General features: G+C 56.9%; 10 protein-coding genes. 4 read left to right on the top strand and 6 right to left on the bottom strand.

All coding sequences use genetic code 11. The features are described from left to right. Positions 1–131 precede the first annotated feature (131 nt). From mnmA to ETAA8_RS20245, 3 genes are all read right to left on the bottom strand, one after another. Positions 132–1,247, bottom strand: coding sequence for a tRNA 2-thiouridine(34) synthase MnmA (mnmA, locus tag ETAA8_RS20235; protein ID WP_145092448.1), 1,116 nt, complete (start codon positions 1,245–1,247; stop codon positions 132–134). A gap of 89 nt (positions 1,248–1,336) precedes the next feature. Continuing rightward, positions 1,337–2,686 carry a Gfo/Idh/MocA family protein gene (locus ETAA8_RS20240; RefSeq protein WP_145092451.1) on the bottom strand — a complete coding sequence of 450 codons (1,350 nt, stop codon included), beginning with the start codon at positions 2,684–2,686 and terminating at the stop codon, positions 1,337–1,339. A 176-nt stretch (positions 2,687–2,862) separates the two neighbouring features. Continuing rightward, complete coding sequence (locus ETAA8_RS20245) at positions 2,863–3,906, bottom strand: alpha/beta hydrolase (RefSeq protein WP_145092454.1); 1,044 nt, start codon at positions 3,904–3,906, stop codon at positions 2,863–2,865. 513 nt (positions 3,907–4,419) lie between these two features. Here ETAA8_RS20245 and ETAA8_RS20250 point away from each other — a divergent pair. After that, a complete protein-coding gene (locus ETAA8_RS20250; protein WP_145092457.1) occupies positions 4,420–6,432 on the top strand; it encodes a vWA domain-containing protein in 2,013 nt (670 codons plus the stop codon). 84 nt (positions 6,433–6,516) lie between these two features. Here ETAA8_RS20250 and ETAA8_RS20255 read toward each other — a convergent pair whose 3' ends face one another. Continuing rightward, positions 6,517–7,419: an Fpg/Nei family DNA glycosylase gene (locus tag ETAA8_RS20255; RefSeq protein ID WP_145092460.1), complete on the bottom strand. Its 903-nt coding sequence runs from the start codon at positions 7,417–7,419 to the stop codon at positions 6,517–6,519. A gap of 17 nt (positions 7,420–7,436) precedes the next feature. Continuing rightward, on the bottom strand, positions 7,437–10,334 hold the full coding sequence (locus tag ETAA8_RS20260; protein ID WP_145092463.1) for a serine/threonine-protein kinase: 2,898 nt from the start codon (positions 10,332–10,334) through the stop codon (positions 7,437–7,439). 456 nt (positions 10,335–10,790) lie between these two features. Between ETAA8_RS20260 and ETAA8_RS20265 the strand changes: the two genes are divergently transcribed. Continuing rightward, the gene (locus ETAA8_RS20265; RefSeq protein WP_145092466.1) at positions 10,791–11,960 is read left to right on the top strand and encodes an Lpg1974 family pore-forming outer membrane protein; all 1,170 of its coding nucleotides are present in this window, start codon (positions 10,791–10,793) and stop codon (positions 11,958–11,960) included. Positions 11,961–12,035: 75 nt separating this feature from the next. Here ETAA8_RS20265 and ETAA8_RS20270 read toward each other — a convergent pair whose 3' ends face one another. Beyond that, positions 12,036–13,208 carry an acyltransferase family protein gene (locus tag ETAA8_RS20270; protein WP_145092469.1) on the bottom strand — a complete coding sequence of 391 codons (1,173 nt, stop codon included), beginning with the start codon at positions 13,206–13,208 and terminating at the stop codon, positions 12,036–12,038. A 169-nt stretch (positions 13,209–13,377) separates the two neighbouring features. Here ETAA8_RS20270 and ETAA8_RS20275 point away from each other — a divergent pair, with 169 nt between their 5' ends. Further along, a complete protein-coding gene (locus ETAA8_RS20275) occupies positions 13,378–13,593 on the top strand; it encodes a hypothetical protein (protein ID WP_145092470.1) in 216 nt (71 codons plus the stop codon). A 190-nt stretch (positions 13,594–13,783) separates the two neighbouring features. After that, positions 13,784–16,252, top strand: a complete 2,469-nt coding sequence (locus ETAA8_RS20280) for a PSD1 and planctomycete cytochrome C domain-containing protein (RefSeq protein WP_145092473.1) — start codon at positions 13,784–13,786, stop codon at positions 16,250–16,252. The last annotated feature ends 6 nt before the right edge of the window (positions 16,253–16,258 follow it).

A 16,258-nucleotide genomic window follows, 5' to 3' on the forward strand; every position in this document is an offset into this window, starting at 1 on the left:
AACGACAGGCGCATGATGCATGCGCAGAAAATCCGGGCATGCCAGCGCGGACTGTAGCAACCGCGCGAAGTTTCTCCTAGACGAGCTTTTGCGACCGATTGCTAGCGTAAAACTCGCAGGCAAGATGCGTGCTACGAACTTTCGATCCAGCCGCCGCCGAGCACGCGCGGACCGTCGTAGCAAACGACGGCCTGACCTGGCGAAACACCGTGCCGCGGTTCGTCGAACACCACCCGAAGCCGATTGCCGGGAAGTGCCTCCGCCACCGCTGCTGCTGGCGGGCTGTTGTAGCGGATTTTCGCGGAGCAGCGAAACTCTCCAAGGGGCGGATCACTTTGCCAATTGCAGTTGTCGGCCGTTAGGTCGGTTCGCGCCAGTTCATGCTGTTGCCCGATGACGACCCGCTTCGTATCGGGTTCGATGCGAATGACGAAGTAAGGTTCGCCCATGGCCACGCCGAGTCCCTTCCGCTGACCGATGGTAAAGCCCTCGATGCCCGGATGATCGCCCACCACTTTGCCGGCAGTTGTGACAATCTCACCGGCCGTCGATTGATCGGGCCGCCGCTGACGGACGAACTCGTCGTGCTTGCCGCTAGTGACGAAGCAAATTTCCTGGCTATCGCGCTTGTCGGCCACGCGCATGCCGACCTTCGCTGCCAGTTCACGAATCTCCGGCTTTTTGTATTCGCCAATGGGCAGCAACATGCGCGGCAACAAGCGGCGCTCGATGCCAAACAGTACATACGATTGATCTTTGCCATCGTCGACACCGCGGCACAGCGCTGGACCTGCTGCCGTGGGCTGCAAGCGGGCATAGTGACCGGTGGCTACAAACTCCGCGCCCACGCTGTCTGCATAGTCGAACAGCTTGCCGAATTTCAGCCAGTTGTTGCATTGCACGCAGGGATTCGGCGTGCGGCCGCGCGTGTATTCAGCGACGAAATAATCGATGATTTGTCGAAATTCAGCCTTGAGATTCAACGCGTAGAAGGGAATGTCGAGCCGATCCGCAACGCGCCGCGCATCCTCGGCATCGCTGGAACTGCAACAGCCTTGCTTGTGATCGGCCCGCGGATTGAAAATCGGCAGCGAGAAGCCGGGCGCTGCATCGGTCTTGCAAGCTTCAAGCGCTTCTTCGCCATGCCGCATGAAGACGCCAATGACATCGTGTCCCGCTTCGCGCAGCAGGTAAGCGGCGACGCTGCTGTCGACTCCGCCTGACATGGCTAGCACGATTCGAGACATTTTTCGGCCTCAATGTGAATTGAAAAAAAGAGCCCCGGGAAAACTTGCTTCCCAGGGCTCGAAGTTGATCGAAACGTTCGACTGAGGAACTACAGTACTTTGGTCTTGCCCGGGTAGGGAGTGGCGTAGGTGCCATCTTCTAGTGGCTTGACGGGGGCTTCGTCCCCAAACGTGGCCAACTTGGCGTAATCGGCCAGTTGAGTGTTTGCGGACATAGCTGCATCCCACTTGATCACCTGGCCCGAGTAAGTGGCCATGCGACCGAGAATCGCCGTCATCGTGCTCTTGGCTCCCCATTCCCCTTCGTTGGGAACGCGGCCCGCACGCAGGTCGGCAAAAAGATCGTGGTGTTCTTGCTGGTGGCCATCGCCGCCGAGCTTGCCAAAATCGTGCAGCATCTTGCCCGATTCGTCGTAGATTTTCGAGCCGCTGACATCGGCGCGGCCCTTGGTGCCATGCACGTGTTCAGCGACTGAGTTCCAACAGCCGGGCTGATGGCGGCATTGGCTGTACATGATCGTTCCATCGCCGTAGACGTATTCGACGAAATGATGGTCGAAGATTTCGCCGTACTTCTGTTCGTTTCGATTTTCCAACCCGCCCATGCCCTGAGCGCTAACGGGAAAACCATTCTTGATCCAGTTGATCACGTCCAGATTGTGGATGTGCTGCTCGTTGATATGGTCGCCACTGAGCCAGTTGAAGTAATACCAGTTGCTAATCTGGAATTGCAGTTCGCTCATGCCGGCTTGGCGTTGACGAAGCCACGGACGCGAGCCGTTCCAATAAGCGCGAGCGAGGACGATATCGCCAATGGCACCTTCTTGAATCTTGGCGACCGTTTCCATGTATTTGCGTTCGTGGCGACGCTGCAGACCAACTGCCACGGCCAGGTTCTTCTTCTTGGCTTCTTCTGTCGCCTTCAGTACTTGATTTACGCCGAAAACGTCGGCGGCAACTGGCTTCTCCATGAAGACGTGCTTGCCAGCCTTCACTGCAGCCTCGAAGTGCACCGGACGGAAGCCGGGGGGGGTGGCCAGAATCACCATGTCGCAATCGGTGCCGAGCAGTTTTTCGTAGCCATCGAGTCCGACGAACATCCGTTCCTTCGGAACGTCAACCTTCTCGTTATGCCTGCCCTTAATGGTGCGGAAGGCGGTTTGCACGCGGTCTTCGCTGACGTCGGCCATGCCGACCAACTTGACGTCGCCGCCAGACGTGTTCATGGCTTGAATCGCGGCACCCGTGCCACGGCCACCGCAACCAACGAGACCGATCTTGATCGTGTCGCTACCTGCGGCATGAGCGGTGCGAGCTACCGACAACTGACCAGCGGCAATGGCGCTCCCAGCCACCAGCAAACTGGACTGACGAATAAAATCGCGCCGTGAGGCGGCAGCGCCGCTCGGATCAGTGTTCTTACCGGATGCTTGACTCATTACTTGCTACGCTCCGCAAAATAAACAGACGATTGCCAGAAATAAAGGGGAAAGGGGACCATCCGGCAAGCGGGAAAGGAACTGCTACGTCCCTGCAGCATACCGCCGCAGGCTTGGGCTTTCAATCATTGAAACTGGTAGTGCGACGGCGAAAATTAAACAACCAAGGTCGTCACTCACTCCAGCGGATTCTTACGATCGCTCCAGCTGTACTGATCCTGCTTTTCTACGAGACGCAGACTCAGGAAGTTCGCGATGTTGTTGTTCACGACGAGTGCGCGGCTGAGCAACTTCGAACCTTGCAATTGAGTGTCTGGGGTTACCAAAAAAAGATCGAGATTCTTACGATCTAAGTCGCGGTCTCCTGAGGGCTTGGGGTGAAACTGCTGCAGCTTCGATTGCAGCCGCTTCGCTTCGCCAAGCGATTTCGATTCCTCGTTGCCGGCCACCAGCATGATCGATAGGAACTTGCGGGTACTTTGATTGGCCATGAAATCAGTCCCCGACAGCCCCTTAAAGCTGTTCACGGGAGAAAGCAGCACGAGCGCTTTCACGTCCTGTCCTTGTTTGAACGACGGCAGAACTGGTGCGCTCCAGTCGAGAATCGACCACCGCATCGCCAGCAAACAGCTGACATCGCAGGCGACGATTCCAAGCGCCTCGATGTTGCACTCGCCAGCGTTATTCTTTTCCAGCAGGAAGCGTTTCGCCGTTTCAATATCCTGCGTCATGCTTTGCACATCGACCGGACGGAACGTGTTGCGGTCCAAGTCTTTGTAGACAATCTCTCCCTTCTCGATCGCCTTGTACTTCATGCTCTGTCCATGCCCGCGCAGATCTAGAGTGACGACCGCGTGACCCAGCGACTGCAGTCGCAAAGCGAGGGCTTCCATATCACCACGCTGGCCATCCCAGCCGTGCAGCAGGATCAGCGGAACCGACTTCTTGCCGTGCGTACCGGCAAAGTAGGTCATTTTCAGAGCGACGCCGTCCTTGGTTTCGCGGTTGATATCTTCGGGCTCTGGCAGTTTGGGGGGCTTTTCTTGGGCGGTTGCCGAAAGCGCACTTACAAGCAGTAAGCCGCAGGTGAACAGGAAGGGTGCTAGCCCGTTGCGATTGAATGCCATGCGGAATCCCCCACGGAGGGAAAGTGTTACCAGAGATGAACCTGGGAGAGACAGCGATTGGGCCGGGTTCTTGGCCCCGAACAGTCGAGTCATGAGCGATTTCTCGGTGGAAGGCTCTAGTTAGAAATGTAAGTGGGGGAAGGAGTAAGGTCAATCATTTTTCGACAGCATGGCTGGAAACGCTCGTTTCAGCAGTCGGTGGTAACGATCGAAAATGAGCTGCAAGAAGTTTTTATTTCTCACTCGAACCGTCAAGTGACAGCAAAGGCAAGAAATGTTGGCCTCGTAAGTACTTTTGACGAATCAAAGCGTTTAATCGACAGAGGGAATTAGGTGGCTGGCCTTGCCAGGGGCCAAAAGCCAGGAGTTTCCTCTCACATCGGGTGATTGTAATGCTTGCATTCTAATCGAATCTCGGTGAGAATACCGATGCTTTGAGGAGACGCCGTTGATCGTAAGCCATTTCGACGACAATGGTTTTGGCTTGCGGACTGGGTAATTCTCTGCGAAGTCTGAGAATGAAGTGTGAAGAAGGCAAATTGACAAGTCAGCATTCTGGCTTGGCAGCACGATAAGGTTGGGTCGGACGGAACAGGAGAGTCAACCGTGAAGCTGTTTGAAAATCTGAAGCAGTACTGGCGACAACAAACGGGCGAAGACGAAACGCCACTCGATGGCGATTCGCCAGCGTTTTTTGTCAGCTTCTTTGTCCACCTGGTGATTCTCATGCTGATGGGCTTTCTGGCCCTGCCTGAGCTCAACAACCAGGTGACGTTGACGATTACTCAAAACACGGAAGAGAAGGAAAAGGAACTCGAACTGGAAGTTCCCGAGGAATTCTTCTTCAGTGAGCAGGCATCGGAAGAAGTCGGGGCGAATAGTGTCGGCGGCGTCGCTGTCGCGCTTTCCGTTGCTCCGGTAGTTGCTGATGTCTCGGATATTCCCAATCAAGAACAAGTCGATGAAGCCGAAGTCGGCAATGTCGAAGTGAACGAGGCAATCGCCGTCGCCACTGGCTTGAACTACAGTCAGAACCAGGTAGTGAAGGGTGCCGCTGGCGTTGGCGAAACCGGCGCTGAAGGCGCAATTGATCGTATTACGCACGAGATTTTGCTCTCGCTAGAAGAGCGTAAAACGCTAGTGGTTTGGCTCTTCGATTCCACTGCCAGTCTGGTGCCACAGCGAAAGTCGATTCACGATCGCTTCGATCGCATCTACCGAGAACTCGGCATCATTGAAGCCTCTGGCAACGAGAATTTCTCGAAGCACAGCGAACCGCTCCTCTCGTCCGTAATTGCTTTCGGCCAGGGTGTCGAAGCATTGACGAAAGAACCGACGGCCAACCTATCGGAACTGAAGGAAGCCATCGCGAGCATCAAGAATGACGAGTCGGGAACAGAAAACGTCTTTTACGCAGTGCACGAAGCTGCCAAGAAGTACGCTTCTTTTCGTTACACAACGGAAGAAAAGCCAAAGCCGGATCGCAACGTGATGATCGTGGTTGTCACCGACGAAGTTGGCTCCGACTGGAAGCAAGGCTTGGAACCAACGGTTCGCATGTGTCGCCGCTGGGCGATGCCCGTGTACGTCGTTGGAGTTCCGGCACCGTTTGGTCGTCAAGAGACGATGATGAAGTGGGTCGATCCCGATCCCAAGTACGATCAGGCGCCACAGTGGGGCGTGGTCGAACAAGGGCCGGAAACGCTTTATCCAGAACGAATCAAGCTGGCCTTTTCAGGCAGCAAGATTGACGACGATCCGATCGACTCGGGTTTCGGTCCTTACGGTTTGACGCGACTCGCAGTCGAAACCGGCGGCATTTACTTCGCCGTCCATCCAAATCGTTCGGTTACCAAGGAAGTCAGTCGTAAAGATACGGCTGCCTATACCTCGCACATCAAAAGCTTCTTCGATCCATCGGTGATGCGAAAGTACAAGCCCGACTACGTGTCGGTGCAGGAGTACGACAAGCGCGTCAGCGCGAATATGGCTCGCCGTAAGCTGATTGAAGCGGCTTTAAGTCCGCAATTGCAACAGATGGAAGCCCCCGAAACGAACTTCGTCAAACGCGACGAAGCATCGTTCTCGAACGCACTATCGGAAGCACAAAAACAGGCAGCCGCTTTGGAACCACGGGTGAATGGTCTGTACGAAATCCTGCGCCAGGGTGAGTCAGATCGTGAAAAGGAAACAGTGCTCCGTTGGCAGGCCGGTTACGACCTGGCGATGGGCCGAGTTCTCGCCGTGAAAGTGCGAACCGAATCGTACAACGCGATGCTTGCGGCTGCCAAACGCGGTCTGAAGCCCAAGGATCCGAAGAGCAACACTTGGACGCTGAAGCCCGATGACGAAATCAGCGTTGGTAGTGCCCTGCAGAAGGTTGCTGACCGTGCCCGGATGTATCTGGAACGTGTGGTGAAAGATCACGAGGGAACTCCTTGGGCCATGTTGGCTCAACAAGAGTTAAAGGATCCGCTCGGCTGGAAGTGGGAAGAATCGTTCACCGACGTCTCTCCCATGCGTCAAGGTGCCGGCGCCGGCAACGCTGCTGCCCCGGCCAACGACGCGATGAAAATGCTCATGAAGCCCGCACCTAAGCGACCAGCTCCCAAGCTGTAGTTCGCACACGCGAATATCAACCAATCGAGAAGGCCGGCATCCCACGATGCCGGCCTTTTTTTGGAGTTCTTCTCTAAACAGGCCCTAGCTGCGACCGCGCTGCTCTTCCCATTCTTCGATGGTGCGTGGCCAATCGTCCTTGAGTAGCCTCGACAGGGAGCGATCGGCCAGCAATCGCCCATCGGTCTGGCAAGTGGGGCAGTAGTTGCATTCGTTCTCCGCATAGACAATCCGCTGCACCGTGTGCCCGCACGCAGGGCAAGGCTGGCCAAACTTGCCGTGCACAGCCATCTCGGGGCGGAATGCGGTCACCTTCTCGGGAAATCGCTGGGCCGCTTCCGCGCACAATCGATCGCGCCACTTCGCTAGCACCCGTTGCACCGCGGCGAACAGCACGGCAATCTGTTCGTCACTCAAGCGCGAAGTCCATTGCAGCGGCGACAAGCGGGCAGTGTGTAGAATCTCGTCGCTGTACGCGTTGCCAATGCCGCTAAAGAGGCGTGGATCGGCGAGCGAGCGTTTGAGAGTATGATTCTCGCTCCGCAGCACCGCGCAGAACTCCGCCAGCGAACAAGCCAGCGGTTCAATCCCGCCTCGGTGCAGCGCTTGCACAGCGGGCCAGCCCTGCAACACGTGCAGCGAGGCTCGCTTCTTCGGACTGGCTTCGGTTAGCAATAACGTTCCGGCGGCGAAGCGAAAGGCAGCCAGATCGTTCTTTCCTTTGGCCGCCACATGTCTGTCTTTCCAGTGAAAGCGGCCCGCGATCATCAAGTGAACGACGAGAAACAACTCGTGGGGAAAGTGCCAAACAATGCGTTTGCCGAGTCGCGTCAGCCGCTCCAGCGGCAGCCCAATCAGGCTTTCGATCGGTGGATCGAATGTTCGCAGGACGAACGGGCTGCGAACAGTCACCTGCTCAAGCGTTTGGCCTTCGAGTCGTTTTCGGAGGGCAACCAGGTAGCTCTCGAGATCGGGCAGTTCAGGCATGCGACGCGTGTCTCGGCTTACTCAGCCGCAGGTTCGGGCGGAGCAGGCGGCACGGGATTGCCCAACATCGGTTTGGGGGAGGGCGTCCCACTGGGAAGTTCCACTTCTGGCGATGTCGCCTCAGTTGCTGGCTTTACTGCTTTGATTTGCTGCTCGACGGGGCGAGGAAGGTCATCCAATCGAAACCCGGCAGCATGGGGTGATGAGTCTGACAGGCGATAATTTTCTGGTAACTGTGCGTGCGCGGGTAGGTCGGCAGCTGGTGGTGACTCCCAAACGACTCCCAGGTCCGGGGACCGTTCGCTTCCTGCCCAGCGGCCGCGATCGGCCAGATTGAAGTCGATTGGCCCTTCGCCTGCACCCAAGGGCTTGGCTCGCAAGAAGATCATTTCTTCGCGCGGGTAGCAGTTGTCGGCACCACTAAAACTGAAGTGGATGTCGTCGACACTGGGCATGCCCGCGAATTCGAACAACGGAGCTTCGCTGCCAACACTAAAGATGCTTCGGTCGCTCGTGACTTCCAAATCGAGTTGATGGGCGGCATCGGGTTGCCGCTTCATTTGGAATAGTCCCTGCTGGGCTGCGATGGTAACGCGATCGAGCGCCAACTCAATCCGGCCATGCCAACGAGGCTTGGCAATTGCACCACCCGTTTCAATCAACCGCTTCGAGGAAATAAACAAACCCTGATCCCATTTCAGGCGAACCGGCAGTTCTTCCGGTACGCTGAGAAAAGTGGCTTCGCCGCGCACGAGGCAGTCGGATAACTCGATGGCAGCGGGGGCAATCATTGTCATTTCGTCATCCATTTTCATGGTTTCGGTCAACCGACGTGTTAACAGTTGCACGAAGAACACCTTCTCGTGAACGGGTGCGCCCGCGTTGCCGCGGTCGGCAACGGTCAGCACGCAATTGTTCAATTCCAGGGTCTGGCCTTGGTGAATCGAGAAGAGGGACCAGCCATACGACGGCTCCGATGGAAGTTCCAGGCGGACATCAAGATCTTGAAACCACAGCCGCGAAGCCCCACCAAGTAGATGAATCATTTGCCGCTGATCGGCGACGGTCGATAGCTCAGGGCGAAAAACAACAACTGGCTTACGTCCTGGTGCGGGATGCACCAACATCCGACCGGCAGGGACCTCAAACGGGTATTCCACCATTTCGCCGTTGAAATCGAGTTCAACTTCGGCAATTCCCTTTTCCGCAGCACGGCGAATTGCCTGCGAGAGTGAACCAGCCAGGTCGTTAGTTTCGGTCGAGATCGCACCTGGGCGAACGACGATTTTTGGCGCGGGGGGTGACGGTATGGCAGGTTTAATATCAATCTTCGGTGCTTCCCCAGGTGTTCCGCGGCTGGCTACGGAATCGGGAGGCGGGCCAACATCCAGCGGCCGATCGATGAGCGTATTTACCGGGGCCGGAACGGGCGGCGGAATTTCACCATTACCTGTCACTTCACCGGGATTGGGACCCGCGGAACCATTTCCTGTCGCACCATTCGATGTCTTCGAATTCGTCACATCGCCGGGCGTCGCTTCCGGCACACTATTGCCAATGAGCTTGCTCGGAATCTCCAGCGGTATCATTGCGCCACTGGGGCGCAGTTGCACTCGAATTTCTTCGGCCGGGGGCTTGGTTGCGACTTCGATCCCGATCAAAACCAAGACCAAAACGGCAATCGGAACTGCGATCGAAGCAATCAAACCAGACCAACCTGGCTGCGTTGCCGGCAATGTCGCAGCATGATCGGCGACCGTCGGCCCCACATCCAGACCGAGATCGCGAGCAATTCGTTCGATGTCGGCAACTAACTCTTGAGCCGTTTGATGTCGTTGAACTGGCCGTTTGGCCAGCATTTTCGCCAGCAGTGGCGTAACGGCAGTGGCAATTTCTGGACGGAACAATCGCACATCGGGCGGATCTTCGCCGCTGTGGTTCAGCAGTTTTTGCATCGCGCTGCCATCAGGAAACGGCGGCTTGCCGACCAGCATGAAGTAGAGCGTGCAGCCGAGCGAGTAGATATCGCTGCGGACGTCAGCAACGCGAGGATCGCGGGCTTGCTCGGGCGAAATGTAATCGAAGGTTCCCAGCGTTACACCGCTGGCAGTTAGATCGTCGAACGAGGAATCGACCTGGTGAAGTCTAGCCAGGCCCATATCGACCAGTTTGACATGCCCTTCGGGAGTCACCAGCACATTCGAGGGCTTGATATCGCGGTGGACCACATCGCGCTGCGACGCATGCGAGAGGGCTTCCGCTACTTGCATCGTATAGCGGAGTGCTTCATCGAGTGGCAGCGGACCCCTTTCCTGCACCAATTCGCGAATATTGATGCCCTTGATGAACTCGAACACAATGAAGTTCAGCCCGGCATCTTCACCGACATAATGCACACGGGCGATGTACCGGTGATCGAGCCGGGCCGCACTTTGGGCTTCGTTACGAAAGCGGCGAACGTTTTCTTCCGACGACTGGTCACGCGAGAGAACTTTCACGGCGACGGTACGGCCCAGTCGCGTATCATTCGCGCGAAACACGGCACCCATGCCGCCGCCGCCGACAAATTCCACTAATTCGTAGTGCTCGAGTCGGCGGCCAATGAGCGTTTCGCCCAAGTATTGAGCGGCCCTTTTAGCGCCGGCAGGAATGATCAGGTCGGCTGGCGGAGGCAGCGACTTCGCGGCAGAAATAACGGTCTTTTCATCCGGCAGAACGTCGGCCGGATGTACACCTTCGCTGCTGGAGGGAATAACGACGACGCGTGAATCGACCTGCCGAGGCGCAAAAATATCGCTGCCACCGTTTTGGCTGCCCAAGACAGGGGTGCTGAGATCCCGCGTAGCGGAACCATCTCCGGTGAGCTTACTCCCTGGAAAATCCGCCGTCCCTGAGTCGGGCGGGTGGCTGGCCATTCCCGTTTCCTCCGCAAGACCTTCTTGATCGGCCGGTTGCTTGAACGGCAACCCAGCAAGCGGCCTCCGGCCGCGCATAAATGCTCCTGGACCCGGACTCGGGTGCCGAGGAGTTCCAAAAAATCGATGAGACGCGTGAAAAGACTTAGTTGAATTATAGTTGCCTCGCCGAGCGAGGGTCAATCATTCCCGCTTTTGGAGGCATTCAATTCAGAAACTTGTCTTTGCCTTTGAATGGTCTCAAGTGCAGTGATCGTTACCGACGCCAGTACGCACGCTAGCGCCCCCCGGAAGTGAGGTTCCAAGGCCAGAGCCTGGCGGATCAATGACACTATGGGAAGTTTGCGTTGAGTTGATAGTTTGCGGTTACTTTGCGGCTTGTAGCAGTCGAACTCGATTTAACGCCTGTGCTGGTCGAATTGAGTTATCGGGCACCAGTTCATGGGGGAACAATCAATGCGTATCAATCTTTTCTCGATCGTGGCGACATTGTCTGTCGCTTTGGCGTTCGGCGGTGAAATGGCTTCGGCTCAGTATGGGCCTCCCGGAATGTCTCCTTATGGAGCTCAGGGTATGGCGCAATCGGCCAGCTTCTACCAGGGTGGCGAAGGAGCCGCTCCGATGGGTGCCGGGGGTGGAATGCCCGCCAGCTATGGCTGCAGCGACGCCATGGGCTGCGGAAATGGTTGCGGCGATGGCTGCGACTGCTGCAGTGGTTGGAATCACCGCTTCCATGTGTTCGGTGAGTTTCTGTACCTCCGTCCTCGCGACGTCGATATCGCCTACGCTTCGATCATCGATGGTCCCATCGTCGCTGGTGCTCCTGGCCTACAGGCCGGACCTATTGGCGTGCTCGACCAAGACTTTCAGCCTGGCTTCCGCTTCGGTGTCGGTTTCACAACCGATAACTGCAACCAGGTCACCGTTAGCTATACACAACTCGATGCTTCTTCGACTGACGCCATCACCGCGACGGGTACGAACGTGATTCGCGGTCTCGTGTTGCATCCGAACTCGGTCAACGCGGGTTCTAACTGGCTCGACGCCGATGCCGTCGGTGACATCCAACTGAAGATTCTCGATGCCGACTACCGCGGACTGCTCGCTCACTGCTGCGACTATCAAGTCGGGTACCTGGTCGGTGTTCGTTACGCCCGGCTCGAACAGAACTTTGCCGCCCAGTTCAACAACGTCGGCACCGAGTTCGTCGCCTCGACGGTGGACTTTGACGGTGTTGGTATGCGACTCGGCTTGGACTTCGAACGCTATGGCCGCAACAAGCAATGGTTTGTCTACGGCAAGGGCTACAGCAGCTTCCTGGGTGGCGAATTCAAAGGCACCTATTTGCAAGGAAACCAGGGCGATCCGGTGATCGCGAACACCAGCTGGAATGCTGGCCGCATCGTCTCGATCCTCGATCTCGAAACCGGTATTGGCTGGCAAAGCTGCTCGGGTAACGTCCGCTTGTCGGTCGGTTACTTGTACAGCGGCTGGTACAATATGGTGAAGCAGAACGAATTCATCTCGGCTGTCCAGAACAACGACTTCGTTGCGAATGGCCTCAGCACTTACGACAGCGGAATCACGTTCGATGGACTCACCGCTCGCGTAGAAGTGCGCTGGTAAGCACTGAATCAGCCCAACTGATTGCCCAGCCGGGGTGGCTTCACCAGCACCCCGGTTTTTTTGTTTCTTGATCGGCTACAGCCGCAAGAACACTCGTTGACTATAAAGCCACCAAGCCAGCAGCCAGAGCACAATCAGCACACCCGTTCGCTGCGTCATCGACTGATAGTCGCCGGTGAACCAATCTTGCCCCAGGTGCCTGGCCAGCGTCTCGCGAATCCAACCCGAGCTGAGTTGAAAGCCGAGATAGACGAAGATCGAGTTCATGCCGATCACGGTCCAGGGAATCGACCACGTTCGCCAGCCCTTCACGTCGATGACGTAGTAAAACACGGCGAGCATCAGCAGCACCCAGCCGCCGCTGTAGAGCACCCACGACGGCGTCCAGATACGTTTGACCAGCGGACAAATCGTGATCCCCGCGAGCCAACCCAACAGCAGACTCGCCAAGCCAGCGATCACAAATGTTCGTAGCTTCTGGGCAGGCTTTCTGGCTTGGCGCAAGACTTCGCCGGTCAGCAATCCCATCAACATGGTCGCGAGCGATGGCACAAAGTTGAGCGTCTGATAGCCGCCCCGCGTCGCGATATATTGTTCGCTGCGCGGGAACTCATTGAGGAACCAACGATCAAAGGCTGCGGCCGGATTTGTGTGGGGATTCCAGCGTGCAAAGAACCCGGTGAGCCAGTCCTCGTTGCGCATCCAGGACACATCCGCGTTTTCTGGCATTGGCGACGGCGGCCAAACTGCGAATAACAGCCAATACCCGCACAGAATCCCAATCAGCACGCCCCACTGCACGCTGCGAGTACTTCGCGAAAGCAGCACTAACACAAAATAGCCCAAACCAATTTGGCTGAGCACATTGGTGAAGAGCCAATTCGTTTGCTTATCGCGCGATGAATTCGATGCGAGCAACACGCCCAAGAGTACGAGCGCAAGCGCTCGCACAAACGCGTGCCACAGCACCTTTGCAAGTGAGTCCCCCTTCTCAATTCGCTTCGCCGTCGAATAGGCAGCAGCGACTCCAACCATGAACATGAACGCCGGTTGAATCAGATCCCACAGCACGCAGCCCACCCAGGGCACATGGTCTACATGCGGCGCAATACTCGCCCAAATGCTGTCGGGCAATTTCTCGGCAACAGCGGGAATACCAAAGCCCGCGCTGGCCATCAAAAACATGATGAAGCCCCGATAAGCATCCAGGGAAGCTAGTCGCGGCGCGGATTCCAGCGGTTTGTTCATGGGATTTCAACGTCCTATTCGCCTGCTGGCAAAGTTAGCTGTTCAAGGTGCGAACAGAATAGCGGATCGCTCTGCCAGTTTCATCCTTTGTTTCTGCCGGCGCGCCGCTTGCTGTTGTTCGACGTGAGGTTACGGGCTTTTGGTCATTCACAGCAACAGGAGATCAATCATGACTCGCAAATCGAGCAAGGTGACGGGAAGTCAGTCACAGGAAGCGTCGAAAGACACTGCCATGCAAAACGGGGCACCACCGAATCAGCAAGATATCAAACGCCGCTTAGGCAACTTCACCACGGCTGGCGAGCATGCCCGTCAGGGTGGCCGAACTGCGGGCATCGTGGGACAAACGAAGCAAAAGAACCACACCGATAAGAAGTCGAGTTAGTCCCAAAGTTATCCGTTTTCTAATTCGCTCTGAGCAGCCACTCAATGGGCTCGACCAATGGTCGGGCCCATTCTCATTAAGTTACGACGAGTCGGTGTTTGCGGTGGCGGACTGCCCCTCGCTATACTAGCGATGCCCCGCACACGAACCGCCTCCGTAACCCGCCCAAAACCTGCCGATCGATTTCGCTATGGTTCTCTCTCGACCCTGCGTCTCGAAGCCCAACGGTTACTGGCTCAAGGTCTTGCCCGCGATGGCTGTTGTGTGCGTACTCTCTCCGCTCGCGCACGGTGCCGAACCCGCAGCTGATGCTCGTGGCATAGAATTCTTCGAAAAGAAGATTCGCCCGGTCCTCGTCGAGCATTGTTACGAGTGTCATTCGGCGAAGTCCAAGATCGTACAAGGAAACCTCTATCTCGATTCGCGCGAAGGTTCTCGCCGCGGCGGTGACTCGGGGCCTGCCGTGGTTCCCGCCAAAGGTGACGAGAGCCTGATTCTGGAAGCCTTACGGCACGATAGTTTTGAAATGCCACCCAAGGGCAAACTCCCCGACGCGGTGATAGCCGACTTTGTGAAGTGGATCGACCTAGGTGCTCCGGATCCCCGCGAAGGAGCAGCTCCGGCGCTCAAGGTCGTCGATATTGAAGCAGGTCGCAAATTCTGGTCATTTCAACCGCCCCAGCGCCACTCGTTACCCTCTGTGATGAACGAAGCTTGGACCTGGACGGATATCGATCGCTATGTGCTCGCTAAGCTAGAAGAGAAGTCGCTGCGGCCGGCACCTGACGCCGAGCGGGCCCTGCTCATTCGACGATTGACGTTCGACCTGATCGGTTTGCCTCCGACGCCGGAAGAAATCGCAGACTTCCTTGCCGATCGTTCGCCGCTGGCCGTGGCCAAGGTCGTCGATCGCCTGCTAGCGACGCCTCAGTTTGGCGAACGCTGGGGGCGACATTGGTTGGACGTCGCGCGGTATGCAGAATCCAGCGGTAAGGAGCGCAACGTTCCTTACCGAATGGCTTGGCGCTATCGAGACTACGTGATCGACGCGCTGAATGCCGACATGCCCTACGATCAATTCATTCGCGAACAAATCGCCGGCGACTTACTTCCCGCGGATTCAACCGCCGAGCGCGACCGGCAGTTGATTGCGACGGGTTTCTTGGCGATTGGTCCCCAGGCTCTGACGGAGCGAGTTCCCGAGCAGTTTTTGCTCGATGTGGCCGACGAACAACTCGATGCCACCTGCCGCGCTTTCCTGGCCAGCACGGCTGCCTGCGCACGCTGTCACGACCATAAGTTCGATCCGATTCCCACCACCGACTACTACGGGCTGATTGGCATTTTCCGCAGCACGGAACTGCTCGCTGGGGTGCAGCCGCTGCGGCGCGAGTTCTCTTATGCGCGGGCTGCTGCGCTGGGGGATGAAGCGCAGCGTCTTGGCCCGAGTCGCGACCTGCAGACGCGAATTGCCAAACTCGAGAGGGAACTTGACGTTTGTCGCAACAAAGTTCGCGATGCCAACAAAACAAAGGATCCGCCTCAAATCGAGTTGGCCAAGCAAGCCGAAGCTAAAACATTTGCCGCGTTAACTGACTTGCGATCGCAGGCCGAGGGAGCGGAGATTCGTTATGCCATGGCCGTCCGCGATGTTGCTCAGCCCGTCGATTATGCGGTCCGCATACGTGGCGAGTTGGACGACCTTGGACCTGTCGTGCCGCGCCGGTTTATTTCGGTACTTACCAGCGAACGAACACGGTCCGTCAATCGCCAGCATAGTGGTCGGTTGGAATTGGCCGCGTGGATTGCAAGTCGCGATAACCCGTTAACTGCGCGAGTTATGGTGAATCGCCTCTGGCAACATTTATTTGGTACGGGACTTGTCGAATCGACCGATAACTTCGGGCTCACGGGCGAGAAGCCCAGCCACCCTGAGTTGCTCGACTATCTGTCGCTCCGGTTTATGGATGAAGGTTGGAGTATCAAGCGTGCGATCCGCACCATCGTCTTGAGCCGCGTCTATCAACTTTCTGACCAGCGCGATGCCGCTGCCTATGCGCTCGATCCCGGCAATCGGCTGCTGTGGCGTTTTGGTCGCCGCCGCTTGGAAGCCGAAGCGATTCGCGATGCCATCCTATTTGCCAGCGGAGAACTCGACCTCCGTCGTCCCGTCAACTCGGAGACATTAAAGTTGCCCAACTTGGAGCTCGGCTCGACGGCCCGCTTGATGGCTGCGGACGATTCGCTCCGTTGCCGCGGTGTCTATCTGCCGATGCTACGCAACAACGTGCCGGGAATGCTGGGGCTGTTCGATATGGCAGATCCCAGCCTAGTGATTGGCCGCCGCGAAGTGACTTCCGTCGCCACCCAAGCCCTCTACCTCATGAATAGTAAATTCGTGATGGATCAGGCGAAATCTCTTGCCAGGCGTTTGCTCGACGAAGAGCCTGCCGATGTCGCTGCCCGGTTGGAATTGGCTTATCGACGTACTTTGACTCGCAGCCCAACGGCAGAAGAGCAGCGGCAGGTCTGGGAGTTTGTCGAACAGGCACGTGCGAATCCGAGTAGTAAGGTCGCGAAGAGCCAAGTCGAAATCGAAGCCTGGGCGAATGTCTGCCAGGCACTGTTTGGTTCCGCAGAGTTCCTCTACGTTCACTAACGAGAG

This window comes from Anatilimnocola aggregata (assembly GCF_007747655.1).
Taxonomy (GTDB): Bacteria; Planctomycetota; Planctomycetia; order Pirellulales; family Pirellulaceae; genus Anatilimnocola; species Anatilimnocola aggregata.

Excerpts from the sequence above, each read along its gene's own strand:
- ETAA8_RS20270 (WP_145092469.1), bottom strand. The coding sequence starts at position 13,208 with ATGAACAAACCGCTGGAATCCGCGCCGCGACTAGCTTCCCTGGATGCT.
- mnmA (WP_145092448.1), bottom strand. The coding sequence starts at position 1,247 with ATGTCTCGAATCGTGCTAGCCATGTCAGGCGGAGTCGACAGCAGCGTC.
- ETAA8_RS20245 (WP_145092454.1), bottom strand. The coding sequence starts at position 3,906 with ATGACTCGACTGTTCGGGGCCAAGAACCCGGCCCAATCGCTGTCTCTC.
- ETAA8_RS20240 (WP_145092451.1), bottom strand. The coding sequence starts at position 2,686 with ATGAGTCAAGCATCCGGTAAGAACACTGATCCGAGCGGCGCTGCCGCC.
- ETAA8_RS20255 (WP_145092460.1), bottom strand. The coding sequence starts at position 7,419 with ATGCCTGAACTGCCCGATCTCGAGAGCTACCTGGTTGCCCTCCGAAAA.
- ETAA8_RS20260 (WP_145092463.1), bottom strand. The coding sequence starts at position 10,334 with ATGGCCAGCCACCCGCCCGACTCAGGGACGGCGGATTTTCCAGGGAGT.
- ETAA8_RS20265 (WP_145092466.1), top strand. The coding sequence starts at position 10,791 with ATGCGTATCAATCTTTTCTCGATCGTGGCGACATTGTCTGTCGCTTTG.
- ETAA8_RS20280 (WP_145092473.1), top strand. The coding sequence starts at position 13,784 with ATGGTTCTCTCTCGACCCTGCGTCTCGAAGCCCAACGGTTACTGGCTC.
- ETAA8_RS20275 (WP_145092470.1), top strand. The coding sequence starts at position 13,378 with ATGACTCGCAAATCGAGCAAGGTGACGGGAAGTCAGTCACAGGAAGCG.